Raw genomic sequence first — 25,372 nt, 5'->3', positions numbered from 1 at the left:
CCCTGTGACTTTTTTTCGGGCTCAACCATACACGCTCTATCGTCCCTGCTGAAGATCACAAAAAACCTTGCGCCACAGCAGCATACCGTAAGAGTTCCAGGGGTGAAGAGTTTTAGGGGGTGGGGGCGTGGGGGAGGAGACCCTTTTGCAAAAGGGTCCCTCCCCCACAAAGTTTTTCCAAAATTCGCCCCTGGATCAGGCCGCCCCGCCGTCTTTGTGTCCCAGCAGGGCACGCGCGTAATCCTCGCCATTGAAAGGCCGCAGGTCTTCGAGCTTTTCGCCCAATCCCACAAAGGTTATGGGCAGGTGGTGCTGCATGGCCACGGCTATGGCGACGCCGCCCTTGGCCGTGCCGTCCAGCTTTGTAATGATGAGTTCGTCCACACCCGCAGCTTCCTTGAACAGTTTGGTCTGCGACAGGGCGTTCTGGCCCGTGGTCGCGTCAATGACCAAGATGATGCGGTGGGGCGCGCCCGGATGTTTTTTGCCAAGCACCTGACGGATCTTGGTCAGTTCTTCCATAAGATTGACCTTGGTTTGCAGGCGGCCGGCCGTATCCACAAAAAGGACGTCCACGCCTTCTTTCACCGCCCTGTCCATGGCCTCGTAGGCCACGGAGGCCGGGTCCGAACCCGGAGCCTTGGCATGAAAGAGCGCGCCCACGCGCCCGGCCCAGACCTGCAACTGCTCGATGGCGGCGGCGCGGAAGGTGTCGGCAGCGGCAATCATGACCTTTTTGCCCTGCATGCGCGCGCGGTGCGCCAGTTTGGCGATGGTCGTGGTTTTGCCCACGCCGTTGACGCCGATCATGAGCACGACTTCAGGGGGATTGACGGCGGCAATGCGGCGCGGCGCACGAAAAATCTCTTCCACCTCGGCCATGAGCAGGGCGCGCATGCCCGATGCCTGGGTGACTTTTTCCTTGCGGGCACGTTCCTTGAGGCGCTCCACCAGTTCCAGCGACGGTTCATAGCCCAGATCGGCCATGATAAACAGTTCTTCAAGCTCTTCCCAGAAGGCGTCGTCAAGCTCGCCATGGCTTGAAAACAGCGAATCCAGACCGCGCGCCAGCTGATCGCGCGTACGGGCCAGGCCTTCGGTTATCTTGATGAACAGGCGGTTGCGCTCGTCTTCCTCATCTTCCAGGTCAAGGGCCAGAGCCAGGCGGTACTGCAGTTCCGAGCGGAATTCCTCAACCTGGCGATACTCCATGCGCTGCGTCCAGGCGCGAAAATCGTCAACAAAGGCCTGCGCCTCCTGCGGCGGCGCATCCAGCGCGCCAAGCAGAAAAGCAAGGCGCTGCCACAAAAGATCGCCGGTTTCATCGACGCCTTCCAGAACAATGCCAAGCCAGACAGAAAGGCGCGGCTCCGCCTCGCGCAGGCGCAGGGTCAGCGCTTCTTCGGCAGGGCTTGCGGGGGCAGTGAGAGGAGCGGAGACTGAAGGTGCCGCGTCCATCCCTGCTTGGGAAACGGATTCGGCAGCGGCTGCCTCCCCCTGCTGGGGCGCGGCTTCAGGACTTTCAGTTTCAGACGCTTTTTGCGGCGGGGTTTCCGGCTGGCCCGGAGCCTGAACACCCTTCAGGGCAGCGGCGTCCCCCTGCTCCTGCATCGGTGTTTTCTGTTCTTCGGCGGTTTCAGACCCGAACATTTTTTTAATGGCTGAAAAAAATCCCATTCCTTCTCCTTATTGCTCATGCACGCACAAGGCCTTTGCGCAAAACTGCATCCAGATCATGTTGCCTGTGAAAATACGCATCTCAAAATCTCAAGCTCGGCCTTTTGCGCCAGACAGCAACAGAAAAAATCCGTCCGGGCAATTCCAGCCTTCAGCGCAGGGTATCCAGCACGGCATCCAGAGCCAGAACACACTCCTCAACCGCCAGCGTCGCGCGTTCCCTGTCGGGACAGTGCAAGGCCGTCTGCATATCCCTGGCCGCTGCGCCCAGACGCTCGGCTCCAAGGCAGGGGGCGGCCCGTTCCAGCAAATCCCCGAGACGGCACAGCGCAGCGACGTCGCCAGCCGCGTACAGGCGACCCATAAGCTCCGGCCCATGGGCGAAGCTGTGCCGGAACAGTCCGGCAGTGACCTGCCAGGCGTGGTCATGCCGACGCATAAAGGCCAGCCCCAGCGCAGGACTCACAACCTCACCCGCCTCCAGAGGGGCGCTCTGAGGTTCGCTGGACTCCGCGCCGGGCGCATCCACTCCGTCCCCATGGCATGGGCTGACCCGCTCGGCATGAACCTGTCCACAGGGCGCGGCCGTCTCAGACAAAGCCTCTGCCCCGGCGGCAGCCACAGCAGGGGCGTCCACGGGGGAAACGTCTGCGAGGGGGACGTCCTTCGGCTCGTGCCACGGAGTACGCTGCGCACCGCCCTCGCCAGTTGCGTCACCAGTCGCGTCGCGTTGCAAACGCGTCCGCCACAAAAAGGCCAGGGCCGCCGTCCAGCACAAAAAACTCAGCACAAAGCGCCATGTTTCGCGCCGGGCCGTGAGGGCAGCGCCCTCCTGGCTTACTCGCGGCGAAACATAAACCTCCACAGTGCCCACGGGCCGACCTTCCACACGCAGGGGGCTCACGCCCGACACGGCCTCTTCATCAATCTCGTCGTCCCAGGGCACAGGCTCCCACTGGTAGTTGCGGCGCTGGCCTTCCAGCATGCCCTGCGGCGTTTGCACCTTGACGGCGTAAATGCTTTCATCTTCCATGGCGGCCATGACAATGGTGCGCGCCGCCAGTTCGTCCACATCCCATGCGGGGACGGCCAGCAGGGCCGAAAGCTGCACGGCCGTGTTGCGCGCCTCAACGGCAAGACGTTCCCTGGCGGCTTCACGCTCCGCGCGTACCGTCCACAGGGCAGGCAACAACAGAGCCAGCAGACCGGCGCACCACATGGCCAGCACTATGCGGCCAGACGCAATTTTTGCACGCTGTGACATACTTTTTCCACAAAAGGCGGATTGCGCGCCCTCTCAGGCGTTGCCATCAACTATAGGGACGCGCGCCTTCTTGCGCAAGCGGCCTGCCAGAAGGGCCATATCAGGATCGCGCAAAATCCCCAGGCACAGCATCCAGGCCAGTACGCCGCCCGAAATGCCCAGACAGAGCGACGCCCACAGCCCCAGAGGTTCCGCAAAACGCACAAGCGCCCCGGCCGCAAGGCCGGTAAGCCCCCCGGCCAGCACGTGCCGCCACATATCCTTCCAGCCGGGCAGCCAGGGCGGCATGCAAAAACGCTTGGATTCTGCAGGCGGCATCTGGTCGCCGCCATTCGCGTCTGGCCCTTTTGGCCCGTCATTCTCATCTGGCCCGCCTGGCCCACCTGACCCACCTGACCAACCTGGCCCACCTGGCCCACCTGGCCCTTTTGGCCCGCCTGGCCCGTTTGGCCCGTCCGGCAATGCCCTTTGCAGAAGGCGCAGCAGCAGGCCGCACTGCAGCCAGAGGCCAAGGCTCACGGCCAGCGCCGGAGCCATACCGCTGTGCTGTGGCCCAAGAACGCGGGCCAGGACAAGCCCGGCGGCCAGCGTGCCGCCCACAGCCCACAAGGCGCTCATGGCCGTACGGCGCACTAGCCCCAGAGCGTTGCAGGCCGCCAGCAGCGAACGGTTGCAGGCAAAGGCGGGCAGGCCGGGCACATAGGCCAGCAGGGCAAGGCCCGTGTCCCTGGCGGCCTGGCTGTCAAAAGCGCCGTGCCCCAGCAGGCCCGTGACCAGTTGCGGCCCCACTGCCCACAATCCGGCGGCAGCGGGCAAGCTGAGCATGACGGTCAGACGCAGGGCCGTGGAAAGCTGCGACGAAAATTGGGTAAAATCCTTTGCCGCCGCCAGTCGGCTCAGGGTCGGCAAACTGGCCATGCCAAGACAGACGCCCACGAGCCCCAGAGGCAGTTCAAGCAGCCGTTCGGCATAATACAGGGCAGCCACCTGTCCCTGACCCAGTCCCGAAGCCAGCATCATGGCGGCCAGCATGGCAAGCTGCGGCGCGGCTGCTCCAAGAACCCCGCCGGGCAGCAGGGCCAGGCAGCGCCACGCGCCAGCCGTGATTTCACGCTCCGCACGGGCATCCACCGCACTCGTGCCTGGCTGCGCGCCTGTGCGGCCCTCACAGGCAGCCGCAGCATGCGCACGGGGCGCATTTTGTGGCAAAAGGCGGCGCACCGCCAGCCATTGCGCCAGCCACTGGGCCAAGCCGCCGCAAAGCATGCCCACCGCCAGCGCCTCGGCGGGCGGACAAAGCCCCAATGCCGCCGCCACGGCGGCAAGCAGCATGACAAGATTGAACAAAGCCGGAGACAAAGCGGGCAGCCAGAATACGCCCATGCTGTGCAGAAGGGCCATGCCCAGCGCAGCCATGCCCGCCGCCAGCACATAGGGCAGGCAGATGCGCAGCAGCACCACGGTGCGCTCCAGTTCCGGGCCGCTGAAACCGGGCGCCAGCATTCGCGCCAGCCAGGGCGCAGCCGCCAGGCCCAGCAGGGTCAGCAACAAAAGTATAAGGCCAAGGCGCAGCGACATGGCGCGGGCCAAAAGCCGCAGAGCCTCGGTGCCGGATGTTTCCGCCGCGCCATCGGCATCAAGGCACAGGCCGTTGGGGAATCCGTAGCCCTGACGCAAACGCACCAGACTGGCCGTAAGCGTCATGGACAGGGAACCTTCGCCGAGCAGACGTCGCAGCACGTGGGGCAGGCGCATGGCCGCCACCAGGGCGTCGGCAGCAGCGCCCCCGCCCAGAAGCCAGGCCATGCTCATGTCGCGCGCAAGCCCCAGCAAACGGGAAAAAAGCGCAAAACCGCCCAGAAGGGCCGCAGTGCGGGCCAGGCCGGAGTTGGGCGTATTTTCTTGCTGACTGTGCATGGACATGGCCTGCAAACCGGGTTTGGAACCGTCATTTCAAGTGCCGCCGTGGCTACAGCGCGCCTGATATTCCCGCCATCCACTTCCACCACGAATTTTCGCCACGAATTTTCGCCACGAATTTTCGCCAGACATTCCTGCCAGACATTCCCGCCAGAAACGCCCGCCAGGAGCACCGAACAGACACATACGCCAGACACATACGCCAGGCACATCCGCCAGCACGTCCGCCAGGCACATCCGCCAGCACGTCCGCCAGGCACATCCGCCAGCACGTCCAGCAGGCACGTCCGCCAGGGACGTTACCCGGCGGGGGCCGGACGCGGGCCGTCAGACGGTCACCCGATCTGACAGCCCCTGCAGCGCCCTGGCGTGACGACGGTACGCGCACTATATCCCGCGTACCGCGCCAGAACGGACATGACGAACCCTTTGCGACAATATATTCTCAAAGGTAACCGGCTCTAGGGCCGATGCGGGTCCGGCTCGGATTTCCAGGAACGCACGACCTCGCGCACAAGGGCGTTCTGCTCTTCGGGCATATCCTTGAAGGATTCGGCGAACACGTGGATGCGCGTTCCCCCGCGTGGCGCGAACAGGCCCTTGACGCGGCACCAGCAGGGATGCAGCAGTGTGCGCAAATCATCCAGCACATTGTTGGTGATGGTTTCCATAAAGGACTGATGGTTGCGAAAGGCGAACATGTAGAGCTTGAAGCTTTTGGACTCAACGCAAAGCTCGTCGGGGATGTATTCAACGGTGATGGTGCCGCAGTCGGGCTGGCCCGTCACCGGACAGAGCGAGGTGAATTCGGGAAAGCTGATGCTGATGACATAGGGACGCTGTGGAAAACAATTGGGAAAGGCCTCCAGCTGGGCCACGCTCGGGCCCCCTTCCGGGGCGTTCAGACGGCCTGTGCCAAGAACCTTCAGGTCCTGGGTCTGATCCTGGCTACGAGTGGTCATGACTTTGAACTCCTTGAAAAAGATGCCCCGCGCCATCCCAAACCGAGACGGTGCGGGCGCGTATGGGACTTGTAACCCATCGCGCTTGCGGCTACAATATTCTATTATACACTTGAATCCGATACCAGCCATGCGGATTTTCCGGAGCATGCATGAATATTCTAATGCACCTACACGCCTGCCAGAGCGGGCAAGTCCTGCCGCTTCTGCCCGCGGGCGTGCCCCTTGACGGGCACATGGCGGGCCATGGCCTCATGGCCCCGGAGCAGTGGGCCCTGCCCACGCTCACGGTAGGAACCACCCTTTGCGGCGCATGCGGCACAGCCCTGCTCAAAGTGACCAGCAGGGCCTGGCTGGCCATGCCGGTCTGTCAGGGCGGCGCGGCCCAGGTCTGCGTCACTGACTCCATGCACCCTGCCGCACACTGTCTGCTGCTGACGGCGCTTACCGATCTGCCCGAAGGGCCGCTGGAACTGACCCCCCGCAAGGACGGGCACAGCCTGGCCTGGGTAACCCTTTCGGACAAGGGTTCGCGCGGCATGCGCCAGGACTTGAGCGGCCCCGCCATTGCCGAGGCCGTGGCCGCCGCCATGCCCTTGTGCCACAGCCAGGGTTTCGTGCTGCCCGATGAGCCTGTGCAACTGCGCGCCCTGCTCACGGAGCTGGCCCTGAGCCACGGCTATGACATCATCTGCACCACCGGGGGCACGGGCCTGTCGCCGCGCGACATCACGCCCCAGGTCACGGAAGCCCTGCTTGACGCCAGTCTGCCCGGCTTCAGCCAGGCCATGATTGCGGCGAGCATGGCCAAAACGCCGCACGCCATCATATCGCGCGCCGCAGCGGGAATACTTGGGCAAAGCATCATCATCAACCTGCCGGGCAGCCGCAAGGCGGTTGTTGAAAATCTGGCAGCCGTACTGCCCGCCCTGCCCCACGCCCTGAGCAAGCTTCAGGGCGACATGAACGACTGCGGCGGCTAGAGCAGTTTACGAATGAAATGAGTTAAATGCTCTGCAAGGATTTTTCTGAAAATCCTTGCCACGAAATGCGAGTAGGCGGGCTTTTGCCTGCCGTACGCGAGCATTTCAAGTGTTAAATGCTCTAGACGGCCCGACACAGCATATCCATATTTTCCGGGTTGCCGGCCAACCCAGGGACAGTTTTTATCCTGCGGCCGCGCCGCACACAGGCATATGCCAGCAGTCGGGCGGGAACGGACATCAGGAATGCGCGTCCTGCATACGAAATCGCCTCAAGGAGAAACCATGCGCTTCAAAAATCCCCTTGGCGGGGTGTCCCTGTCTGTGGACGCCCTGTCAGCGCCCTTCGGCAAGTTTACCGACATCTGCCGCATGATCAAGATCGAGCATTCCGTCTTTGCCCTGCCCTACGCCTGGGCCGGAGCCGTGCTGGCTGCCCGTGGGCTGCCGCCGCTGTGGAGCCTCTTTTTTCTGACCATCGCCATGGTGGCGGCACGGTCATTCGCCATGGCCTTCAACCGCCTGGTCGACCTGCCCTTTGACCGCGACAACCCGCGCACGCAAAACCGCCCCCTGGTCACCGGAGCCATCACCACCAGACAGACCTGGGGCTTTTGCGCCTTCATGGCCATCATCTTTGTGGTGGCCTGCGGCTGCATCAATCAGGTCTGCCTGTGGCTGTCTGTTCCCGCGCTCATTTTTTCCGCCATCTACAGCATACTCAAACGCTTTTCGCCCATGTGCCATTTCTGGCTGGGCGCGACCCTGGGCCTGGCCCCGCTGGCGGGCTGGCTCTCGGTAAGCCCGAGCAGCCTGACCCTGCCCCCCCTGCTGCTGTTTCTGGCCGTCACCTTCTGGGTGGCCGCCTTTGACATCTACTACGCGTTTCAGGACATGGACTTTGACATGGCCTTTGACCTGCATTCCATCCCCGCCACCTGCGGCGCAGAAACGGCGCTGGCACTGGCGGCCTTTTCCCACGCCATGACGTCCATCTTCCTGCTGCTCGCCGGTTTTGCCGCCGGTCTGCACTGGCCCTGGTATGTCGTCTGGCTTGGCATCACCATCATGCTCTTTGTGGAGCACAGGCTTATGAAGCCGCAGGACCTGCGGCATGTGAACACGGCCTTTTTCACGCTGAACGGCATCATCTCGCCCGTGGTGCTGATCGGCGTTGTCTTGGGCATTTACCTGTAGGACATTTCATGCCACGTAAAAAACAGTACCAATGGCACGCCAAGGACGAAAACGGCGATGCGGATTTTTCACAGCCCAGCCGCTCTGCAAAAAAACGGGAAAGTCTCGCCCTGCAAGCCCTGGGCGAGGAACTGGCCAATCTTGCCCCGCAGGAAGTGCAGGCCCTGAATCTGCCGCCAGACCTTGCCGAGGCCCTGACCTTGTATGCCCGACTTCGCGACCATGAAGGACGCCGCCGCCAGATGCAGTATATCGGCCGCCTCATGCGCGAGGCCGATGCGGAACCCATCCGGGCCGCCCTTGACCAGCGCAAGGAAACCTCGGCGGCAGCCACCGCAGCCCTGCACAGGGCCGAGCAGTGGCGTGAGCGCCTGCTTGCCGTACCCGAAGCCGAGCTGGACGACCTGCTGCAAAGCCTGCCCCGCCCCGCTGTGCCCGAATCCGACCCGGATGGGGACGAAGGGCACGCCCCACGGCCCAAGGGCAAGCAGCCCCTCGGCGTGACCGAATTGCGCAAGCTTGTGCTTCAGGCCCGCAAGGAAATTGACGACAAGGCCGCGCCCCATGCCCGCAGGGCGCTCTTTCGGGCGCTGCACTGCCTGCTGACCGCGCAGGCCGCCGACGTGCGCCCGGAACAGGGATAATTTTGCATCATTCCGGCAAAAATGCTTGACGCTTGCGAAGTCATACGCTAAAAGCTTTCTTCGTTACAACGCCCTTGTAGCTCAGTCGGTAGAGTGCATCCTTGGTAAGGATGAGGTCAGCAGTTCAATCCTGCTCAAGGGCTCCACGAAAGTTACGGGTTACTGCCTTGGCAGTGACCCGTTTTCTTTTGTGCGCATCTTCGCTCTCGGGCAAGCGCCCCACAGCCAAGAGCTTTTCCAAGATATGACATGACTGGATATGACAGGCCGTGTTTTTCCTTTAGAACATGTATCATTTGAAATACGAACAGGCAGGCAAAAGCCTGCCTGTTCGTATTTCGTGGCAAGATTTTCAATAACATCCTTTCCAACAAAAGTTTTCATTACCCCTCATTGCGTGTCCTGTTGCTGTGCTGCGCCCTTTTTTGAATCTTAGTAAAATAGTAGACTTAATCCATTTCAAAACTTGCGTTGACACTAAAGAACAGACTGATTATGAATATCAATAATTTGAATTTCAAATTCATATTCAAATGAACCACATGAACCCAATAATGGCAGAAGGGCTTGCTCTGGCTTTGCCCACGGCGGAAATTTTAGGACTTCTGCCAACCGAAGGCCTTCATGTTCCTTACCATAAACCCGATGCAGCAGTATTCGTGGTCATGAAAAAGCCAGCTTGGGGGGTCTGCCCGCCGGATTCAAGCTTCGGCAAGGTCGTGCCCACAAGTGTTTTTTATGTATACACATAAAATATCTTTATAATTTATTATGGAGACATTTTTTTCTATTAAACAAACGTAGAATAGAAAAAAATTGATGCAAATATTCTGAAAATCCATTCATGACAATTCTAATTCACTATTCACAGACAGGTATTTGCAGAAAAAAATATTGTCTCTTTAATGAAAAAGAATTTCATTTTTATTGACACTCCCCATCCTCTATGCCAAGGTGCCGAAAACACGGCAGTTGCAAAATGTGAAGTGTGAAAACTTGTTTGGTTTCCACTCCTCCTTCTTATTGCATGCAATGATGCGGCTTTCGAGTAACACCTTTTTAATATGTTTGCGACGGTGCTCCCCGGGTCGGCCGCCCGCTGAAAATCACCGCAAGCCAGAGGTAATCAATGAAAAAGACCCTGTGCCTTTCATTCCTTGCCTTTCTCCTTGTGCCTTTGCCCGCCGGGGCGGCCAGCAAGGACAACCTTATGCAGGACGTGTTCGTGCTCGACACCATAACCGTCACTGATGAAAACAAGCGGGAAGAGTTGCATGGATCCTCCGCCGTGGTAGTTGAAAACAACCGCAGCAACACCATTGCCGACTTTCTCGTGCGCGATCCAGAAGTATCCTTCAAGCGCAGATCCGCCTTTGGCGACAGCAACGACATCATTTCCATTCGCGGCATGGACTCCAAACGCATCATGCTCAATCTGGACGGACGCAACATCGGTTCCACCGGCTCCGTGGGCGGCAGCTACATGGACTTCGGGACCATCCCTCTGGACAATATTGAACGCATAGAGATCCTCAAGGGCGGCAGTTCCGTAGAATATGGCAACGCGGCCCTCGGCGGCGTCATCAATGCCTTCAGCCGCCGCCCCAAAGAAGACCCCTATCTGAGTTTTTACGCCACCATGGGCGGCTGGGGCGATGTCTATGATTTCCATAACGTGCGCGGCACATACTCCCAGAAATTCAATGCGGTAGGGGTGAGTCTGGGCCTCAGCCAGCAGCATGCCGATCCCTTCCTGCGCAACAACTACTACAATGCTTTCCACTTCAACCCCAAGGTATACCTTGATCTTCCCTGGCGTGGCGAGCTCATTTTCGGCTACAACTACAGCCAGACCGAGCGCGGCCTCATCCGATCCAACCGGGCCGATGGTGTGCCCAATAACGATGCCAACCCCAACCTGCCCGGCTACAACACCAAGATTGACAGCGATTATCCCCTCGCCAGCGGCGAAACTTTTTCCGGCGGCACGCCCACCCCGGCCATGACGGTCATCGGTGATGACGCGCACTGGACCAAGTACCGTCATATGATGGACATTACCTACCGACAGGAATTTTTGGACACGGGATTCTTTGAAGCCATGGTGTTCAAAAACTATGAAAGCCGCCGCGAAAAGAACTATGCGGACAATGCCGCCCGTGCGCTGCTTCCGGGCGGCCCCAATGGAATGAAATACAACTCGTCCCTCACCCCTGAAGGCTCCCTGGTGCTCGACAGAAACCTCGTCATGGATCAGTCCTACGGCTACAAATTCAAGACCGGCATTGAAGTGCTGGGCAATGCCCTTTTGACCGGCATCGAATACAAGCAGGTCAAACCCGGCGCCATTTCCGTGGAGTACGTGGACCGCAATTACAACAAGGCCGGGCCCAACCAATGGACAGGCAACATGGCCAGCAGCGAGGCCACATCCCCGGCCGACGTTTTTGGCATCTTTTTCGCCGACAAATTCACGGCCTTTGACGTCCTGACCTTTGACTTCGGCCTGCGTTACGACAGCTACTCCCACAGCTCGGATGAAATGGGCAAGCGCTTTTTTGAAGACAAGGTTTCGCCCAAGTTCATGCTGACCTATGACTTTACGGAAAACCAGTCGGCTTCGGTCGCCGTGTACCAGAACTTTCGCACGCCCACAGGCCCGGAACTGCTGCACGCGGCACAAGCTGCCAGCAGCGTTGTGCCCTACCTCAAGGACAAATACATCAAGCCCGAAACCGCACGCGGCATCGACCTGGCCTACAAATACGCCTTTTCCAATTCGGGCTTTGTGAAGCTGACTGGGTTCTACTATAATATTGAAGACTATATCATGCAGAAAAGCGTTCCCATACCCAACAGCACTTCGAGTATTCAGGGCGTTTACAATATGGATGCAGAAATTTATGGCGCTACCCTGAGCGCAGGCTATGCCCCCATCGACTGCCTCATGCTGCGCGCTGCCGTCACCCGGCAGGACAGCAAAAAACACAATGACCCGGCAGACCCCAACAACATTCTGGAAAAACTGGATTACATCCCCGACTGGAAGGCTGTTGCCAGCGCGGAATGGAAGATCAACGACCAGTGGACGCTGGACACCAGCCTTACCTATGTGGGCGAACGCAATTATTACGTCAGCACGGTCACCCCGCAAAAGGACACGCTTCACCCCTACACCACTCTTGGGGCCAGCCTGCGGTATCGGGTTGACGAACATCTGACGCTTGAAGCCTACGCAGACAACATAACCAACACCCAATATGAAGAAAGCTGGGGCTACCCGGCACTGGGATTCAACGCAGGAGTAAGCTTGAAATGGGAGCTGTAAAAAAAGGGGGACGCGAGTACTGGAACAGCCGCGCCCAGGATTACCCCCGCTACAAGGAAGGGGAAGGCGGGCTTGAGGCATGGGTACTGCGTCTGGCGCACGAACACGGCGTGGACTTTAAAGGCAAAAGCGTGCTTGACGTGGGCTGCGGCAGCGGCAAGTTCACCATCCGCATCGCCAGGGAGGCGGCCTCGGTACTGGGCACGGACATTTCCGACGAGATGCTCCGCATCCTCAAGGAAGACGCGGAGGCCCAGGGCCTTGCCAATATTGAATGCGTGTGCGCCGGATGGGACGCATTTGCCTCTGAGCAGAAGTTCGACAGTGTTTTCGCCTCAATGACGCCTGCGGTCGCAAGCGACGAAAACCGCCAGAAACTCATGGACTACGCCCTGGATGAAGTGGTGTATGTGGGTTTTGACGAACACATGTTCACTGACGTGCTCCGCGGGCTTTTTGACCACTACAAGGTGCAGACCAAACGCCACAATGACGTGACCAATATGCGCGCATGGCTGGACGCCCAGGGTTTGTCATACACGACCGTGCCCGTCAGGGGCACGCGCACGGCCCTTACATCCCGCGCGGATATGCAGGCGGCCTGCATCGCCAGCTTGCAGGATCATGGCGTCACGCCAGACGCGGCTTTTCTGGAAACCTATCTGGAGGCTTTTCGCCAGCCTTCAGGTCAGTATGCTGAAAGCACCGATTACAATCTCGAGATACTCATATGGAAAAAAAGCTGAGCATTCTTGCTCTGCTGCTTCTCCTGTGCCTTCCGGCAGCTCCCGCCGGCGCGTCCACCGTTACCGATGCCCTCGGGCGTCGGGTGGACGTGCCGGAACCGGAGCACATCAGCCGGATACTGGCCCTGGGATGCAGTATGGGCTTCATCACGTCGCTGGGGGCACAGGACATGGTGCTCGCTGTGGAAGATATCGACAAGGCCCCCCTGGCCAAGCCCTACATCATTGCCAACAGGGATCGCTTCCGGGATCTGCCCGTGGTGGGCAAGGCCGGTGCGGCGCGAAGATATGATTTTGAGCGCATCATAGGCCTCAAGCCCGACGTGATCTTCATCATCACGAGCGACCCCAGCGAGCCGGAGCTCATGCAGCGTAAACTGCGCGTGCCAGTCCTGGCTCTGAGCCAGGGCCAGCCCCTGTACAATGAGGATGTGTACCTTGAATCCCTCGCCCTTGTGGGCAGGGTTTTGGGCCGGGAGGAACAGGCGGCGCAACTCACGGCGGGCGTACGTAACCTGACGGGCCGCCTGCGCAACCACCCTGTGCCGCAGCAACAGGCCCTGGCCTACGTGGGCGGGCTTTCCTACAAGGGCAATCAGGACATCAAGAGCACCGCCGGGGACTTTCTGCCCCTGAAGCTGGCGGGCATCGCCAATATTGCGGATACGGCTGGGCGCAAGGGCAATTGTTTCATCAACAAGGAATTCCTGCTCACGGCCAACCCGCCCCTCATCTTTATTGATGCCAACGGCCTGCCCCTCATCCAGGAGAACATCAAGGCCGAACCGCACTACTATCAGCGGCTCAAGGCCATGACCTCGGGCAACACATGGCTGCTGCTGCCGCACACGACCATCTTCAATACACCGGAAATTATGTATATCAATGCTTTTTTCATGGCAAAGGCAGCCTATCCTGAAGCCTATGCCGGGCTGGATCTCAAGGCTCTGGCCGATGAAGTATTTGTCCTTTTCAACGGTGTGCCCCTGTACGAGGAGATGGTGCGCATCACCGGGCCTGTGGGCCGCCTGCACCTTACCGACAAAGGACTTGCCCATGCAGCCCCTTGACCAGGCGTCCCCGCCCGCCTCCTGTAGATACATATACGTCGCGCGCTCCCTTTTTCTGTTGGCCCTGGTGGCGGGCATTGCCGTGCTGGGCCTTGTGGGCATGAAGCTTGGGGCGGTATCACGCAGCTGGACGGACATTCTGGCCGCGCTCTTTTCCAGTAGCGGCGATGAAACGCTGCGCTATTTTGTCCTGCATCTGAGGCTGCCCAAAATCATGGCGGCCCTGGCCGTGGGCGCGGCTCTGGCCGTGAGTGGGGCCATCCTGCAAAATGTGCTCAACAATCCCCTGGCCTCGCCCTTCACCCTTGGCCTTTCCCAGGGCGCTGCCTTCGGTGCCAGCTTTGCCATGATAACCCTGGCCTCCACAGCGGGTTTCGGGGGGGTGAGTCTTGTGGCCCTGGGCGCTTTTGCGGGCTCGTTCTTCGCGGCCCTGCTCATCCTGGCCTTTTCCCTGGTGCGGGGCATGACACCACAGGGGCTTATTCTCACCGGGGTGGCGCTCTCCACCTTTTTCGGCGCAGCCACCATGGCCTTGCAGTATTTCGCTTCGGACAGTCAGGTAGCCGCCACCGTGTACTGGACATTCGGCGATCTCAGCAAGGGCAGCTGGCGCGAAGCCATCATGGTGGGCTGCGCAATGCTGGCAGGCCTTTTGTACGCCCTGCGCCGCAGCCTTGATTACGACACGCTGCGCTGGGGCGACACACAGGCCCAGGCCCTTGGCGTTTCCGTGTTGCAACTGCGCTTTGCCTCCCTGCTCATGGCCTCGGTCATGGCGGCCTTTGCCACAGCCTTTTATGGCGTCATCGGCTTTGTGGGCCTGGTGGCCCCGCATATGATACGCCTGGTTTTTCCCCATGCCGGACATTTTTTTCTGCTGGGGGCGGCGGCGCTTTTTGGCGCACTTTTTCTGCTGGGAGCGGATCTTGTGGCCCAAAGCCTGCTCTATCCTACCCTGCTGCCCATAGGCATCATCTGCGCTTTTACCGGCGTACCCGTCTTTCTCTTTCTTCTCTTCAGGGGGGCTGCGAGCAATGCTTGACGCGCATGGCATCACGGTAACGGCCCGCAATGGGCGCACTATTCTCGATCAGGTGTCCCTGCAACTGAACAAGGGAGAAATGCTGGCAGTCATCGGGCCCAACGGCGCGGGCAAGAGTACGCTGGTCAAGTCCATCACCGGGCTTGTGCCCTCGCGATGCCAGGCCCTCACCTTTAACGGGGCTTCCCTGACAAACATGAGCCGAACCCTGCGCGCCCGGCACATAGCGTACATGCCGCAGGCCACCCATCCTGTGCCGTGCAGTGTTTTTGACGCCGTGTTGCTGGGACGCAAACCCCACATGAACTGGCTGCCTTCAAAAGATGACCAGGAAAAGACCCGCAGCGTACTGGCGGAACTCAACCTGGATGGCATGCGCCACACCTGCGTAACCCGCCTGAGCGGCGGTGAACTGCAAAAGGTGCTCATAGCGCGGGCCCTGGTGCAGGAAGCTCCTGTTCTCATTCTGGACGAGCCTGTAAACCATCTTGACATACGCAACCAGGTGGAGATTCTCGACTGCATCATGAGCGTAACCCAAAAGCGTCGCATGTGTACGCTCATCGTACTGCATCACCTGAATTACGCCATGCGCTATGCGGAAAAGGTTCTGCTGCTGGACAAGGGCCGCACAATTTTTTCCGGGCCTTCTTCGGCGCTTTCCGCAAGCTCCCTCTCGAAAGTTTACGGCATTGCCATCACCCTGCGCCATATTGATGGCGTGCCGTATGCCCTGTTCTGACAGTTCGCAAGGGCTCCACAAGAACCAGACGGGCCACTGCGAAAGCAGTGGCCCGTCTGGTTCTTGTGCGCGGGAATCTGTGCGCGGGAATCTGTGCGCGGGAATCTGTGCGCATGGAACTGTGTACATGAATCTGTGTACAGCTCAAGTTTCAGGCAACCACGGCCCGACCATGCGGCAGCGAAAATGGCGCCAGCGAATGAACGTGGCACTACGCGCCGGTCATGCTTTGCAGCCAGTTTACAAAACCGACAATGCGCGGACGGTGTACGTCTTCATGGCGCAAGGCCAATTGATAGCTTTGCGTGGCCAGCAGTTCTTCCCCGAACGGGGCTATCAGCCTGCCCGCCGCCAGTGCCGCGCTGACAAGCTGCTTGCGCCCAAGGGCGACGCCCAGGCCGTTTTCCGCAGCCATGGCCGCCAGTTCCGACCTGTCAAAGCTGTAGCCGCTCTGAACGTTCAGCCCCGTAACGCCGCACTTCTCGGCCCAGCGCTGCCATTCGTCATAATACTGGCTGTTGGGCCAGGGGGTGTTGTCGTGCAGCAGCAGGCACTCCTTGAGGCCGTCCTTGCCTTTATCGGGCAACTGCATGGCCCTGGCATATTCCGGCGAGCACACGGGCAGCACAAATTCCTGCATCAAGGGAATGACATGCAGACGCGAATCAGGCACCTCGCCATAAAAAATGGCGATATCCACCGAATCCGTCTCAAAGTCCACCAGATCATTACGGCAGCGTAAATGCACTTCCACACCAGGGTGCTGCGCCCTGAAGTCGTAAAGCCTCGGCACAAGCCATGTTCCGGCCAGAGACGGAGGGCAGTGCACCATAAGCGTGCCCGTAAGGCCCAGATGGCGTATCCGCCGGATTTCATTCTCAAGATCCCACACAGGCCTCTGCAAAATATCGTACAGGCGCTCGCCCTCGCCGGTCAGCGCGAGCCTGCGCGGGAAACGGTGGAAGAGCGGAAAGCCAAGCGCTTCTTCAAGCTGGCGGATGCGGTGGCTCACAGCGCCCTGGGTGACGCACAGATCCGCCGCGGCCCTGGTAAAGCTCAGATGCCGCGCCGCCGACAGAAAAAAGGGCACGGCTGGCATGACGTCCAGCAGTACGGACATGTCCATGGATTAGTTTTCCTAATGCGTACGTGAAAGATTTTCGTTTGTCGTCATCACAGAAATACACCAAGGTGCATAAACAGGTAGAATCATACCAGCATGTATCACATGCAAAACCTTTTTGGAGCATCCCCCCATGAGCTCATATAACACATTAGAAAATTTGATACAAGAACACCCCCTGCTGCGCCTGATGGCTGCAGGCGAACCGGTGTGCTGGACAAACCCCGGGCTGCGTCCCTTTGTCGAAGCCGCGACCAATAATCCCTTCGGGCTTGAAGACGCGCTGGACGCCATGACCAGGCTTGAGCGCTTTGCGCCCTACATTGCCCAGGTTTTTCCTGAAACTGCCGAACGTGGCGGCATCATTGAATCTCCCGTGCGTGAAGTGCCCGCCATGCGGGCGCGGCTGGAAGACCTGTGGAGCCTCCCCTTGCAGGGCAGGCTTTTTCTCAAGCTGGACAGCCAGTTGCCGGTATCCGGATCCATCAAGGCACGCGGCGGGTTTTACGAAGTGATGGCCCTGGCGGAACGCCTTGCCCTCAAAAACGGCATCCTCAAGCCCGGCGACTGTTACAGCAAGCTTGCCACCCCCGAGGCCAGGGAGGCCTTTGGCAAATATTCGCTGGCTGTGGGTTCCACGGGCAACCTTGGCCTTTCGGTGGGCCTTATGGGCGCGGCTCTGGGCTTTAAAACCACCGTGCACATGTCGGGCGACGCCCGCCAGTGGAAAAAGGACCTTTTGCGCCAACGCGGCGTCACCGTGGTGGAATATCCCGAAGACTACAGCAAGGCTGTGGCGGCCGGGCGCGCCCTGGCGGCCACCGATCCCTTCTGCCACTTTGTGGATGATGAAAGCTCGCGCGATCTCTTTCTTGGTTATGCGGTGGCCGGGCTTCGCCTCAAGCAGCAGCTCAAGGACGCAGGCATCCGCCCCGATGCGGAGCATCCCCTGTGCGTCTATCTGCCCTGCGGCGTGGGCGGTGGCCCCGGCGGCGTGACCTTTGGCCTCAAACTGGCCTTCGGGGATGCGGTTTCCTGCTATTTTGCGGAGCCGACCCAAGCCCCTGCCGTGATTCTGGGCCTCATTACCGGGCGCGACGACGCCATTTCCGGTCAGGACCTGGGCCTGCCGGGAAAAACCGCTGCCGACGGCCTTGCGGTTTCGCGCCCTTCTGCCCTGGTGTGCCGCGCCATGCGCTCCCTTGTGAGCGGGCTGTACACCATGCGTGACGAAACCCTGTATCTGCTTTTGCACCATCTGTTCCAGACCGAGGGAATCTTTCTCGAGCCTTCGGCCCTGGCCGGTTTTCCCGGTGTGCGCCACGTGGCGCACGGCGGCTTTGGCCCGCATCCCCATGCGGCGCAAGGCACACATCTTGTCTGGTGCACGGGCGGCAGCCTTGTGCCCGCTCAGGAACGGCAAACATATCTGGCCATGGGAGAAAAATGCGCTGCCGAGGCGACGCCGTACTGAATCTCACCATGCTTTTCTGACACTGGAGCAGAGTACCAATGAAATGAGTCAACTGCTCTGCAAGGATTTCCTTGAAAATCCTTGTCACGAAATGCGAGCAGGCAGGCTTTTGCCTGCCGTAAGCGAGTATTTCAAGTGTTAATTGCTCTAACGTGGAGGTGCGTATGCTGGATATCCTGATAAAAAACGCCCGCATTCTTGATGGAACGGGCAACCCCTGGCAACCGGGCGATGTGGCCGTACAGGACGGGCGCATCGTGGCCATGGGCCGTGTGGAGGGCGAGGCGGCACAAACCATTGACGCCGCCGGGCTGTTCTGCACGCCGGGCTTCATTGATCCTCACGGACATGACGAAGGCTATGCCCTTACCGATGAAGAAACCCACGCCAAACTGTCGCAGGGTGTAACTACCGACGTTTCCGGCAACTGCGGTCTGAGCCTGGCCCCGGTTTCGCCCAACTATGCAACTGAACTGGCCGCCGCCATGGCGCTGCTCACCCCGCCAAAAAATCTCAAAGATTTTTTGACCTTTGATGATTTTCTGCGCGCCATGGAAGCCCGGCCCCACGCCATCAACCTGGCCTATCAGGTAGGACACGGGGCCTTGCGCATTGCCGTTACGGGCATGGAAAACCGCCCCGCCACGGCAAAAGAGCTGGACTCCATGTGCGGCATGCTGTGCGAGGCATTGCAAAGCGGGGCCGTGGGCATGTCTGTGGGCATGCTCTACCCTCCGGGAAACATCGCCTCGCAGGACGAGCTTGTGACACTGTGCCGCGTTTTGCGCGACTACGACCGCATCATGACCATCCACATCCGCGACGAAGCGGACGGGGTTGTGGAATCGGTGAAAGAAGCCATTGACCTGGCGCGGCTTTCGGGCTGTTTTGTCAACATTTCGCACCACAAGGCGCTGGGTCTTTCCAACTGGGGCAAGGTCAATACCACCCTTGGTCTTATTGAAGAAGCCAATGCGCAAGGCGTGGCCGTGGGCTTTGACCAGTACCCCTACAACGCCAACTGCACCGGCCTCAACACCATTCTGCCGCCAAGCTATCTGCTGAGCGACCAGTCCGAGCTTGTCAACAATCTGCGCACGCCTGAATTTCGCGATCAGGTGCGCCACACCATCATGAATCCCACGGAAATCTGGGACAACTACGCCCGCAACGTGGGCATGGACAGAACTCTTGTCATCAAGGCCGACGCGACCCCCGAGGCCGTGGGCATCCGCGTGTCGGAATACGCCGCCGCGCGTGGCCTTGAACCTATGGACGCCGCCTTCCAGTTGCTGGCGGACAATAATCTGGATGTGGTGGCCGTGTACTTCAGCATATCTGATGAGGATATCGCCACGGTCATGCGCAATATCAACGGCATGTTCGGCTCTGACGGCATCTACGTGCCCGGCGGCAAAAAGACGCACCCGCGCATCATGGGCACCATGCCCAGAGTGCTGGGACATTACGTGCGCGAAAAGGGCGTGCTGCGCCTGGACGAAGCCGTGCGCAAGATGACCTCCCTGCCCGCCCGGCGCATGCGTCTGGCCCGCAAAGGCCTGCTGCTGGAAGGCTATGACGCGGACATCGTGCTCTTTGACGCGGCGACGGTCACGGACACGGCCGACTTCATCAAGGACAGCTACGCCCCCAACCAGGGCATACGGCACGTCATCGTCAACGGCCGCATAGCCATGACGGACAATATATATACCGGCGCGGCGTCCGGCAGGGTTTACCGGGCGCGCTGACGGGGGGAGGCGGCGGAGAACGCTTCGCCGCCCTGCCCGCAAATAGCTTTCCGGCTTTTCCGGGGGCGGAAGAGCCGGAAGGCGCGGGGACTGGATAGAGGATGTGAAGGCAACGTCAACAGATACCTATGAGGAGTGCTCCATGCCCAAGAGATGGAAATACCGGTATACCGTACTGGTCATCATGTTCATGACCTATTTGCTCTGCTACATGGACCGTATGGTCATGGCCACGGCCATCCCCTTCATCGCGGATGAATTCGGCCTGACCACCCTTGAAATGGGCGGCGTCATGAGCGCCTTTTTCTTCAGTTACGCCATCCTGCAAATTCCCGGCGGCATTCTGGCCGACCGCTTCGGCTCGCGCCCGGTCATGGCCTTTGGCATTGCCTGGTGGTCCGTCTTCACGGCGCTGACGGCCGTTGCCAAAAGCCTGAACCCGCTGATTCTCATCCGCGTGGCCTTTGGCCTTGGCGAAGGCGTTTTTCCGCCTGCGGCGTTTAAAACCATCGCGGCGTGGTTTCCCAAAAAAGAAGTCGGTCGGGCCAATGGCTTCATGCTCACCACCAACTCGCTTGGACCCGCCCTGGCCCCGCTGTTCGTGGCTGGCGTGGTTGCGGCCTGGGGCTGGCGCAGCGTGTTTTTGAGCCTGCTTGTTCCCGGCATTATCATTGCCTTGCTGGTGTGGGTTTTTGTGTCCAACACGCCGCAGCAAAGCAAGCACATGAGCAAGGAAGAACTGGCTGATTACGCCGAGGACGAAGCCGCCACACCCGCCGTCACGCACAAGCGCGGCATCGGCGATGTGGTCAGGATGCCCATCGTGTGGTGGTGCTTCTTCACACTGTTCTTCTACAACATCGCCTTCTGGGGCATTGCAAGCTGGCTGCCCACATATCTGCTCAAATCGCGCGGATTCAGCCTTTCGCAAATGGGTGTGGGGGCTTCGCTGCCCTTCTTTATGGGAACCATCGGCTTTTACCTCAGCGGCCACATTTCGGACAAGTTCTTCCGTAATGCCAGGCAAATGCCCGTTGTGATCGGGGCCGTCATCGGGGCTGTTTTCGTTTACCTCACGGCCATCGCGCCTTCGGGCAATCTTGCCATTGCCGCGCAAATGGTGGGCTTCTTTTTCATCACCATAGGCCTTTCAGCCATCTTCACCCTGCCTGTGGCCGTCATGCCCAAGGAAATGGTTGGTTCCGCAGCTGGCGTAGTCAATACGGCCGGGCAGATCGCGGGCTTCCTGTCGCCCCTGCTGGTGGGCTACATACTTTCCATAACTGACAACAACTATACCATCGTCTTCAACCTCTTTGTGGGCTGCCTCGTCATAGCCGCGCTGCTCTCAACGCGCATCAGGAAGGCGGCTGATCATTAGAGCATTTTACCTTTGAGAATATGCATCCTCAAAGTTTACGGCGAGTTCGCTTCGGCTCTTAACAGCGCAAGTATTTTGGCAAATCCATCCGCTGAAATCCGGCTGCCTGCTACTGCTCCCATGATGCAGACCAGACCGGAAAAACCAGCACCACTCCTTCGGGAATGGTGCTGGTTTTATTTCGTGCCCATGCGCAAGGCGACAACTTCATTTACCAAGCTGCGAGCGCTGTGAACGAGGCCGGGAACACGCACAAACAGGACACGTATTCCCTGTGACAAACGCCTGCTTCCGCTGCCGCCAGCGCCACGACAACGCAAAAAACCTATCTCCAGGGGTCGCGCCCTCAGGCAACTTCTTCAGCCAGCCAGCGCCGTATGAAGTTCAGCCCCGCCGTGCGGGCGGCCTGTCCCAGCCGCAGCGCGTCCGCCCGTATGGTGCGGGGGTCGTTGCCGGTCTGGGCCAGTTCGCAGCAATGGCCGATAAGCCAGGTATCCATAAGCCTTGCATCCATTTCTGCATGAAATTGCAGGGCAAGCTGGCCGCGACCGCAGGAAAATGCCTGATGCGGCGTCAAAGGTGTTGCGGCCAGCAGTTCGTATCCTGCCGGGACATCGAACGTATCACCGTGCCAGTGGAGCACAGGGGCACTGGCAAGCTCCGCCAGAGGGCCGCGCAGCCCCGCTGCGGTCACGTCCACCGTGCCCCAGCCTATTTCTTTTTTCGGCCCGGCATAGACCTTTGCGCCAAGGGCGGCGGCCATGATCTGCGCGCCAAGGCAAATGCCCAGCAAGGGCTTGCCCGAGGCCAGCCGCTCCGCCACCATGGCCCGCTCGTCAAGCAGGAAGGGATAGATGTCTTCTTCGCCAACGCCAATGGGGCCGCCCAGAACCACGGCCAGATCCGCATCCTTCCACAAATCGCTGGTCATGGGGCTCACCCCGGCCTGCACGTAGGTCACGTCATAGCCGGCCTCTTTCAAAGGCTGCTCAAAAACGCCCAAATGCTCAAAAGCCACATGCTGTACGGCAACACAACGTTTCATATTTCCCTCACAGGCAGTACGTTACAGCCCCGTTATCCACAAGAACAGCCCCCCGCGTCAAACCATTTCTGCCCTGTGAGCGTGGCGTGATCGCGCCCTGTCGGATGGTTTATGGTAAGCAGGGTAAGGCCGGACTCCAGTGTCTCCCTGCTGGTTTCAAGCCCGGTCAGCAGTGCAAAGCTGTCCAGCCAGCGCGGCGGATGATCACAGCGAACCTGCAACTGGATAAAGGGTTTTTTCTCAAAGAAGACCAGAATGGCTTCCCGCGAGGTGAACAGGGGGTCAACCTCCTTGGCCTCCACCATATCGAGAAAAAACCGTCCTGGCGCTATCTCGCGCGGCGTGCTGGCAGCAGGACGCGACGACGGTGCGACGGGGTTGCGCAGGGCATGTAGCACGCTGCCGCGCACGGCCTCCAGGGCAAGAGCGTCAAACCTGTCCATGACGCAGATGTTGAAGCCAAGGGCATCCAGCATGCCGTACAGGGCTCCATTGTCGTCCGTGCCCACCAGTATGCGGCAAGCGCCCAGAGTCTGCACCAGATGATCCAGCTTTTCGCGCAGGCCGCCGATGCTCTCCTGACCAGTCAGGGCGAAACCTATTTCGCTCTCCGGCTGCCATCCGTCTTCACCCCTGGCGTACACTGACACAACACTGGCAGTGGGAGGAGCCGCAAGCTCTCCGGCCCCATCCATAAAGACTGCAATTCTGCCTCCATCGAGCAACGTGGTCATAAAGCCTCCCGCTTTTTGCCTGTCTATGTATGCCTGCGGCCGGGCACTTCTGCACCTTGGCGCTAGTGCCCCGGCCATACGACAATGTCTGGCAGACTGATTTGCAAAAACCGTGCGCTTTCAGACAAGCTTTGCCAAAAACCGCCCCTGGCCTGACTCTCGTGCCATAAAACAGTTTTTTTCACCTCCCGCCTGCCCCCGCCTGCCCCGCCTGTGGGCCGCACACAGAAAATGTGTACCCAGGCGCACAAACAGCCCTGTCCACGTTTGGCCCATGCTGAACCTCCGTTAAAAAATATATTTATATTTTAGCATGTTATAGAATCACCCTGGCGTGGAGATACCGTTTTCATAAAAAAGAGTGAACCCATAACATACCATAATATATTATTTTTTATGAAAAATGTACCACAATGTACGAATTTACGTGATGTGTACCCATCAGTACACACCAATACGAACATTTTTATGAAAAACACATTTAATCAAGCATGTTATACACAACAAACGCAACTGGCACACCCGATGCAATTACGGCTGCAAACAACGACAGGGCCAAGCCTGGCCCCTGCCTCAAACAGCCGGAACCCGGCGGGAGTACGCTTATGCCTCGCAAAATCGCTATCTACGGCAAGGGCGGCATCGGCAAGTCCACCACCACTCAGAACACTGCGGCCGCCATGGCCCATTTTCACAACAAGAAGATCTTCATCCACGGCTGCGACCCCAAGGCCGACTCCACCCGCCTCATTCTCGGCGGCAAGCCGCAGGAAACGCTTATGGACACCCTGCGTGCCCTGGGCGCTGAAAAGGTCACTCTGGACAAGGTCGTGAAGAAGGGCTTCAAGGACATCCTCTGCGTGGAATCCGGCGGCCCCGAACCCGGCGTTGGCTGTGCGGGACGCGGCGTCATCACGGCCATTGACCTTATGGAAAATCAGGGCGCGTACACGGACGATCTGGATTTTGTGTTCTTTGACGTTCTGGGCGACGTGGTGTGCGGCGGCTTCGCCATGCCCATACGCGACGGCAAGGCCCAGGAAGTCTACATCGTGGCTTCTGGTGAAATGATGGCCATTTACGCCGCAAACAACATCTGCAAGGGGCTTCTCAAGTATGCCAAGCAGAGCGGCGTGCGCCTCGGCGGCATCATCTGCAACAGCAGAAACGTGGACAAGGAAAAAGAATTTCTTGAAGAGTTCACCGCATCCATCGGCACGCAGATGATCCACTTCGTCCCGCGCGACAACATTGTGCAGAAGGCGGAATTCAACAAAAAAACCGTCACGGAATTCGACGATTCCGTCAATCAGGCCCAGGAATACAGCATGCTGGGTGAAAAAATCATCAACAACAAGAACTTTGTCATCCCGCAGCCCCTGACCATGGACCAGCTTGAAGCCATGGTCGTGAAGTACGGCATCAGCGACTAACGCCAGAGCAATTTACGAATGAAGTGAGTCAATTGTTCTGCGAGGATTTGCGCACAAATCCTCGCCACGAAAGAGGCGCAGGCGCGCGTTGCTCGCCGTAAAGCGACTGTTTCAAGTGCAAAATTCTATAAAGGAGCGCCACATGAAAATGGTACGAGCTGTCATACGACCAGAGAGCACGGAACTTGTGGTGGATGCCCTCGCCGCTTCGGGCTTTGTGGCCCTGACCAGGATCCAGGCATTCGGCCGCGGCAAGCAGAAAGGCATAGACAGCGGCAATGTACACTATGACGAGTTGCCCAAGAACCTGCTTATGCTCGTGGTAGAGGACGAACACGTTCCCCAGGTGCTGGAGGTGGTGCAGAAACAGGCCAAGACAGGCAATTTTGGCGACGGCAAGGTTTTCGTCTCCCCTGTGGATACCGTCTTCACCATCCGCACCGGCCAGGAAGGCGTCTAGGAGGCCACATGAAGGAAATAATCGCCATCATACGGCCCAACAAGGTCACAGCCACAAAACGGGCACTGGACCGCCTGGGCTTCCCGAGCATGAGCGTCGTGGCCGTTTTCGGGCGCGGCAAGCAAAAGGGGATCGCCAACGAGGTCGCGGTGGAAATCAGCCCCATAGTGCGGGGGCTGGGCAGCTTCAAGGGCATGCCCTATGTGCCCAAACGGCTGCTTTCCATCGTGGTTCCCGCCGAAATGCTCAACAAGGTGCTGAACACCATCATCAAGGTAAACCAGACCGGGGACATCGGCGACGGCAAGGTCATCGTCTGCCCTGTGGAAGACGCTCTGCGGGTTCGCACGGGCGAAACGGGCCAGGCCGCCATCCTGTAAGCTCACAGCAAGGAAC

22 protein-coding genes and 1 tRNA gene are annotated in these 25,372 nt (G+C 59.3%); 16 read left to right on the top strand and 7 right to left on the bottom strand.

Features of this window, described 5'->3' with window-relative positions:
- Positions 1 to 195: 195 nt before the first annotated feature.
- From ftsY to queF, 4 genes are all read right to left on the bottom strand, one after another.
- Positions 196 to 1,677 carry a signal recognition particle-docking protein FtsY gene (gene ftsY / locus RBR41_RS09195; RefSeq protein ID WP_320352280.1) on the bottom strand — a complete coding sequence of 494 codons (1,482 nt, stop codon included), beginning with the start codon at positions 1,675 to 1,677 and terminating at the stop codon, positions 196 to 198.
- 151 nt (positions 1,678 to 1,828) lie between these two features.
- On the bottom strand, positions 1,829 to 2,941 hold the full coding sequence (locus RBR41_RS09190) for a hypothetical protein (RefSeq protein WP_320352279.1): 1,113 nt from the start codon (positions 2,939 to 2,941) through the stop codon (positions 1,829 to 1,831).
- Positions 2,942 to 2,974: 33 nt separating this feature from the next.
- Entirely contained in the window at positions 2,975 to 4,858 is a 1,884-nt protein-coding gene (locus RBR41_RS09185; protein WP_320352278.1) for a lipid II flippase MurJ, read from the bottom strand.
- A gap of 464 nt (positions 4,859 to 5,322) precedes the next feature.
- A complete protein-coding gene (gene queF, locus RBR41_RS09180) occupies positions 5,323 to 5,823 on the bottom strand; it encodes a preQ(1) synthase (protein ID WP_320352277.1) in 501 nt (166 codons plus the stop codon).
- Between the two features lie 152 nt (positions 5,824 to 5,975).
- On the opposite strand from queF, the gene RBR41_RS09175 reads away from it, so the two are divergent.
- From RBR41_RS09175 to RBR41_RS09130, 10 genes are all read left to right on the top strand, one after another.
- A complete protein-coding gene (locus RBR41_RS09175) occupies positions 5,976 to 6,806 on the top strand; it encodes a MogA/MoaB family molybdenum cofactor biosynthesis protein (protein ID WP_320352276.1) in 831 nt (276 codons plus the stop codon).
- Between the two features lie 285 nt (positions 6,807 to 7,091).
- Positions 7,092 to 8,003, top strand: a complete 912-nt coding sequence (locus RBR41_RS09170; RefSeq protein ID WP_320352275.1) for a UbiA-like polyprenyltransferase — start codon at positions 7,092 to 7,094, stop codon at positions 8,001 to 8,003.
- A gap of 8 nt (positions 8,004 to 8,011) precedes the next feature.
- Positions 8,012 to 8,647: a ribosome biogenesis factor YjgA gene (gene yjgA / locus RBR41_RS09165; protein ID WP_320352273.1), complete on the top strand. Its 636-nt coding sequence runs from the start codon at positions 8,012 to 8,014 to the stop codon at positions 8,645 to 8,647.
- A gap of 70 nt (positions 8,648 to 8,717) precedes the next feature.
- Positions 8,718 to 8,793, top strand: a tRNA-Thr gene (locus tag RBR41_RS09160).
- A 408-nt stretch (positions 8,794 to 9,201) separates the two neighbouring features.
- Entirely contained in the window at positions 9,202 to 9,399 is a 198-nt protein-coding gene (locus tag RBR41_RS09155) for a hypothetical protein (protein WP_320352272.1), read from the top strand.
- A gap of 377 nt (positions 9,400 to 9,776) precedes the next feature.
- Complete coding sequence (locus RBR41_RS09150; protein ID WP_320352271.1) at positions 9,777 to 11,975, top strand: TonB-dependent receptor; 2,199 nt, start codon at positions 9,777 to 9,779, stop codon at positions 11,973 to 11,975.
- On the top strand, positions 11,963 to 12,721 hold the full coding sequence (locus RBR41_RS09145; protein WP_320352270.1) for a class I SAM-dependent methyltransferase: 759 nt from the start codon (positions 11,963 to 11,965) through the stop codon (positions 12,719 to 12,721). Before RBR41_RS09150 ends, RBR41_RS09145 begins: the two co-directional genes overlap by 13 nt.
- A complete protein-coding gene (locus RBR41_RS09140) occupies positions 12,706 to 13,791 on the top strand; it encodes an ABC transporter substrate-binding protein (protein ID WP_320352269.1) in 1,086 nt (361 codons plus the stop codon). Before RBR41_RS09145 ends, RBR41_RS09140 begins: the two co-directional genes overlap by 16 nt.
- Positions 13,778 to 14,833 (top strand): iron ABC transporter permease, encoded by a 1,056-nt coding sequence (locus RBR41_RS09135; protein WP_320352268.1) that lies wholly within the window; start codon positions 13,778 to 13,780, stop codon positions 14,831 to 14,833. Before RBR41_RS09140 ends, RBR41_RS09135 begins: the two co-directional genes overlap by 14 nt.
- Positions 14,826 to 15,575, top strand: a complete 750-nt coding sequence (locus RBR41_RS09130; protein ID WP_320352267.1) for an ABC transporter ATP-binding protein — start codon at positions 14,826 to 14,828, stop codon at positions 15,573 to 15,575. Before RBR41_RS09135 ends, RBR41_RS09130 begins: the two co-directional genes overlap by 8 nt.
- Positions 15,576 to 15,786: 211 nt before the next feature.
- On the opposite strand, the gene RBR41_RS09125 is transcribed toward RBR41_RS09130, so the two are convergent.
- The gene (locus RBR41_RS09125; RefSeq protein ID WP_320352266.1) at positions 15,787 to 16,701 is read right to left on the bottom strand and encodes a LysR substrate-binding domain-containing protein; all 915 of its coding nucleotides are present in this window, start codon (positions 16,699 to 16,701) and stop codon (positions 15,787 to 15,789) included.
- Between the two features lie 130 nt (positions 16,702 to 16,831).
- Between RBR41_RS09125 and RBR41_RS09120 the strand changes: the two genes are divergently transcribed.
- From RBR41_RS09120 to RBR41_RS09110, 3 genes are all read left to right on the top strand, one after another.
- Positions 16,832 to 18,172 carry a D-serine ammonia-lyase gene (locus RBR41_RS09120; RefSeq protein ID WP_320352265.1) on the top strand — a complete coding sequence of 447 codons (1,341 nt, stop codon included), beginning with the start codon at positions 16,832 to 16,834 and terminating at the stop codon, positions 18,170 to 18,172.
- Positions 18,173 to 18,336: 164 nt separating this feature from the next.
- Positions 18,337 to 19,923 carry a D-aminoacylase gene (locus RBR41_RS09115; protein ID WP_320352264.1) on the top strand — a complete coding sequence of 529 codons (1,587 nt, stop codon included), beginning with the start codon at positions 18,337 to 18,339 and terminating at the stop codon, positions 19,921 to 19,923.
- 142 nt (positions 19,924 to 20,065) lie between these two features.
- Entirely contained in the window at positions 20,066 to 21,304 is a 1,239-nt protein-coding gene (locus RBR41_RS09110) for an MFS transporter (protein ID WP_320352263.1), read from the top strand.
- A gap of 346 nt (positions 21,305 to 21,650) precedes the next feature.
- Here RBR41_RS09110 and RBR41_RS09105 read toward each other — a convergent pair whose 3' ends face one another.
- The gene (locus RBR41_RS09105; RefSeq protein ID WP_320352262.1) at positions 21,651 to 22,349 is read right to left on the bottom strand and encodes a glutamine amidotransferase; all 699 of its coding nucleotides are present in this window, start codon (positions 22,347 to 22,349) and stop codon (positions 21,651 to 21,653) included.
- A 32-nt stretch (positions 22,350 to 22,381) separates the two neighbouring features.
- Positions 22,382 to 23,083, bottom strand: a complete 702-nt coding sequence (locus RBR41_RS09100; RefSeq protein ID WP_320352261.1) for a Fe-only nitrogenase accessory AnfO family protein — start codon at positions 23,081 to 23,083, stop codon at positions 22,382 to 22,384.
- A gap of 605 nt (positions 23,084 to 23,688) precedes the next feature.
- On the opposite strand from RBR41_RS09100, the gene nifH reads away from it, so the two are divergent.
- The 3 genes from nifH to RBR41_RS09085 all read left to right on the top strand — a co-directional run bounded on the left by nifH (position 23,689) and on the right by RBR41_RS09085 (position 25,356).
- Positions 23,689 to 24,516: a nitrogenase iron protein gene (nifH, locus tag RBR41_RS09095; protein WP_179979775.1), complete on the top strand. Its 828-nt coding sequence runs from the start codon at positions 23,689 to 23,691 to the stop codon at positions 24,514 to 24,516.
- A 142-nt stretch (positions 24,517 to 24,658) separates the two neighbouring features.
- Positions 24,659 to 24,976: a P-II family nitrogen regulator gene (locus tag RBR41_RS09090; RefSeq protein ID WP_320352260.1), complete on the top strand. Its 318-nt coding sequence runs from the start codon at positions 24,659 to 24,661 to the stop codon at positions 24,974 to 24,976.
- Between the two features lie 8 nt (positions 24,977 to 24,984).
- A complete protein-coding gene (locus tag RBR41_RS09085) occupies positions 24,985 to 25,356 on the top strand; it encodes a P-II family nitrogen regulator (RefSeq protein WP_179979777.1) in 372 nt (123 codons plus the stop codon).
- The last annotated feature ends 16 nt before the right edge of the window (positions 25,357 to 25,372 follow it).

The organism is Desulfovibrio sp. (genome assembly GCF_034006445.1).
Taxonomy (GTDB): domain Bacteria; phylum Desulfobacterota; class Desulfovibrionia; order Desulfovibrionales; family Desulfovibrionaceae; genus Desulfovibrio.
Note: the sequence above shows the minus strand (reverse complement) of the source record. Positions and strands in the feature narration are given on the sequence as shown.

What these genes read in the sequence shown, in the direction of transcription:
- RBR41_RS09125 (WP_320352266.1), bottom strand. Translation starts at nt 16,701, where the DNA reads ATGGACATGTCCGTACTGCTGGACGTCATGCCAGCCGTGCCCTTTTTT.
- RBR41_RS09115 (WP_320352264.1), top strand. Translation starts at nt 18,337, where the DNA reads ATGCTGGATATCCTGATAAAAAACGCCCGCATTCTTGATGGAACGGGC.
- RBR41_RS09130 (WP_320352267.1), top strand. Translation starts at nt 14,826, where the DNA reads ATGCTTGACGCGCATGGCATCACGGTAACGGCCCGCAATGGGCGCACT.
- RBR41_RS09170 (WP_320352275.1), top strand. Translation starts at nt 7,092, where the DNA reads ATGCGCTTCAAAAATCCCCTTGGCGGGGTGTCCCTGTCTGTGGACGCC.
- queF (WP_320352277.1), bottom strand. Translation starts at nt 5,823, where the DNA reads ATGACCACTCGTAGCCAGGATCAGACCCAGGACCTGAAGGTTCTTGGC.
- nifH (WP_179979775.1), top strand. Translation starts at nt 23,689, where the DNA reads ATGCCTCGCAAAATCGCTATCTACGGCAAGGGCGGCATCGGCAAGTCC.
- RBR41_RS09150 (WP_320352271.1), top strand. Translation starts at nt 9,777, where the DNA reads ATGAAAAAGACCCTGTGCCTTTCATTCCTTGCCTTTCTCCTTGTGCCT.
- RBR41_RS09105 (WP_320352262.1), bottom strand. Translation starts at nt 22,349, where the DNA reads ATGAAACGTTGTGTTGCCGTACAGCATGTGGCTTTTGAGCATTTGGGC.
- RBR41_RS09120 (WP_320352265.1), top strand. Translation starts at nt 16,832, where the DNA reads ATGAGCTCATATAACACATTAGAAAATTTGATACAAGAACACCCCCTG.
- RBR41_RS09185 (WP_320352278.1), bottom strand. Translation starts at nt 4,858, where the DNA reads ATGCACAGTCAGCAAGAAAATACGCCCAACTCCGGCCTGGCCCGCACT.
- RBR41_RS09085 (WP_179979777.1), top strand. Translation starts at nt 24,985, where the DNA reads ATGAAGGAAATAATCGCCATCATACGGCCCAACAAGGTCACAGCCACA.
- RBR41_RS09175 (WP_320352276.1), top strand. Translation starts at nt 5,976, where the DNA reads ATGAATATTCTAATGCACCTACACGCCTGCCAGAGCGGGCAAGTCCTG.
- RBR41_RS09090 (WP_320352260.1), top strand. Translation starts at nt 24,659, where the DNA reads ATGAAAATGGTACGAGCTGTCATACGACCAGAGAGCACGGAACTTGTG.
- RBR41_RS09110 (WP_320352263.1), top strand. Translation starts at nt 20,066, where the DNA reads ATGCCCAAGAGATGGAAATACCGGTATACCGTACTGGTCATCATGTTC.
- RBR41_RS09145 (WP_320352270.1), top strand. Translation starts at nt 11,963, where the DNA reads ATGGGAGCTGTAAAAAAAGGGGGACGCGAGTACTGGAACAGCCGCGCC.
- RBR41_RS09155 (WP_320352272.1), top strand. Translation starts at nt 9,202, where the DNA reads ATGGCAGAAGGGCTTGCTCTGGCTTTGCCCACGGCGGAAATTTTAGGA.
- RBR41_RS09135 (WP_320352268.1), top strand. Translation starts at nt 13,778, where the DNA reads ATGCAGCCCCTTGACCAGGCGTCCCCGCCCGCCTCCTGTAGATACATA.
- RBR41_RS09100 (WP_320352261.1), bottom strand. Translation starts at nt 23,083, where the DNA reads ATGACCACGTTGCTCGATGGAGGCAGAATTGCAGTCTTTATGGATGGG.
- yjgA (WP_320352273.1), top strand. Translation starts at nt 8,012, where the DNA reads ATGCCACGTAAAAAACAGTACCAATGGCACGCCAAGGACGAAAACGGC.
- ftsY (WP_320352280.1), bottom strand. Translation starts at nt 1,677, where the DNA reads ATGGGATTTTTTTCAGCCATTAAAAAAATGTTCGGGTCTGAAACCGCC.
- RBR41_RS09190 (WP_320352279.1), bottom strand. Translation starts at nt 2,941, where the DNA reads ATGTCACAGCGTGCAAAAATTGCGTCTGGCCGCATAGTGCTGGCCATG.
- RBR41_RS09140 (WP_320352269.1), top strand. Translation starts at nt 12,706, where the DNA reads ATGGAAAAAAAGCTGAGCATTCTTGCTCTGCTGCTTCTCCTGTGCCTT.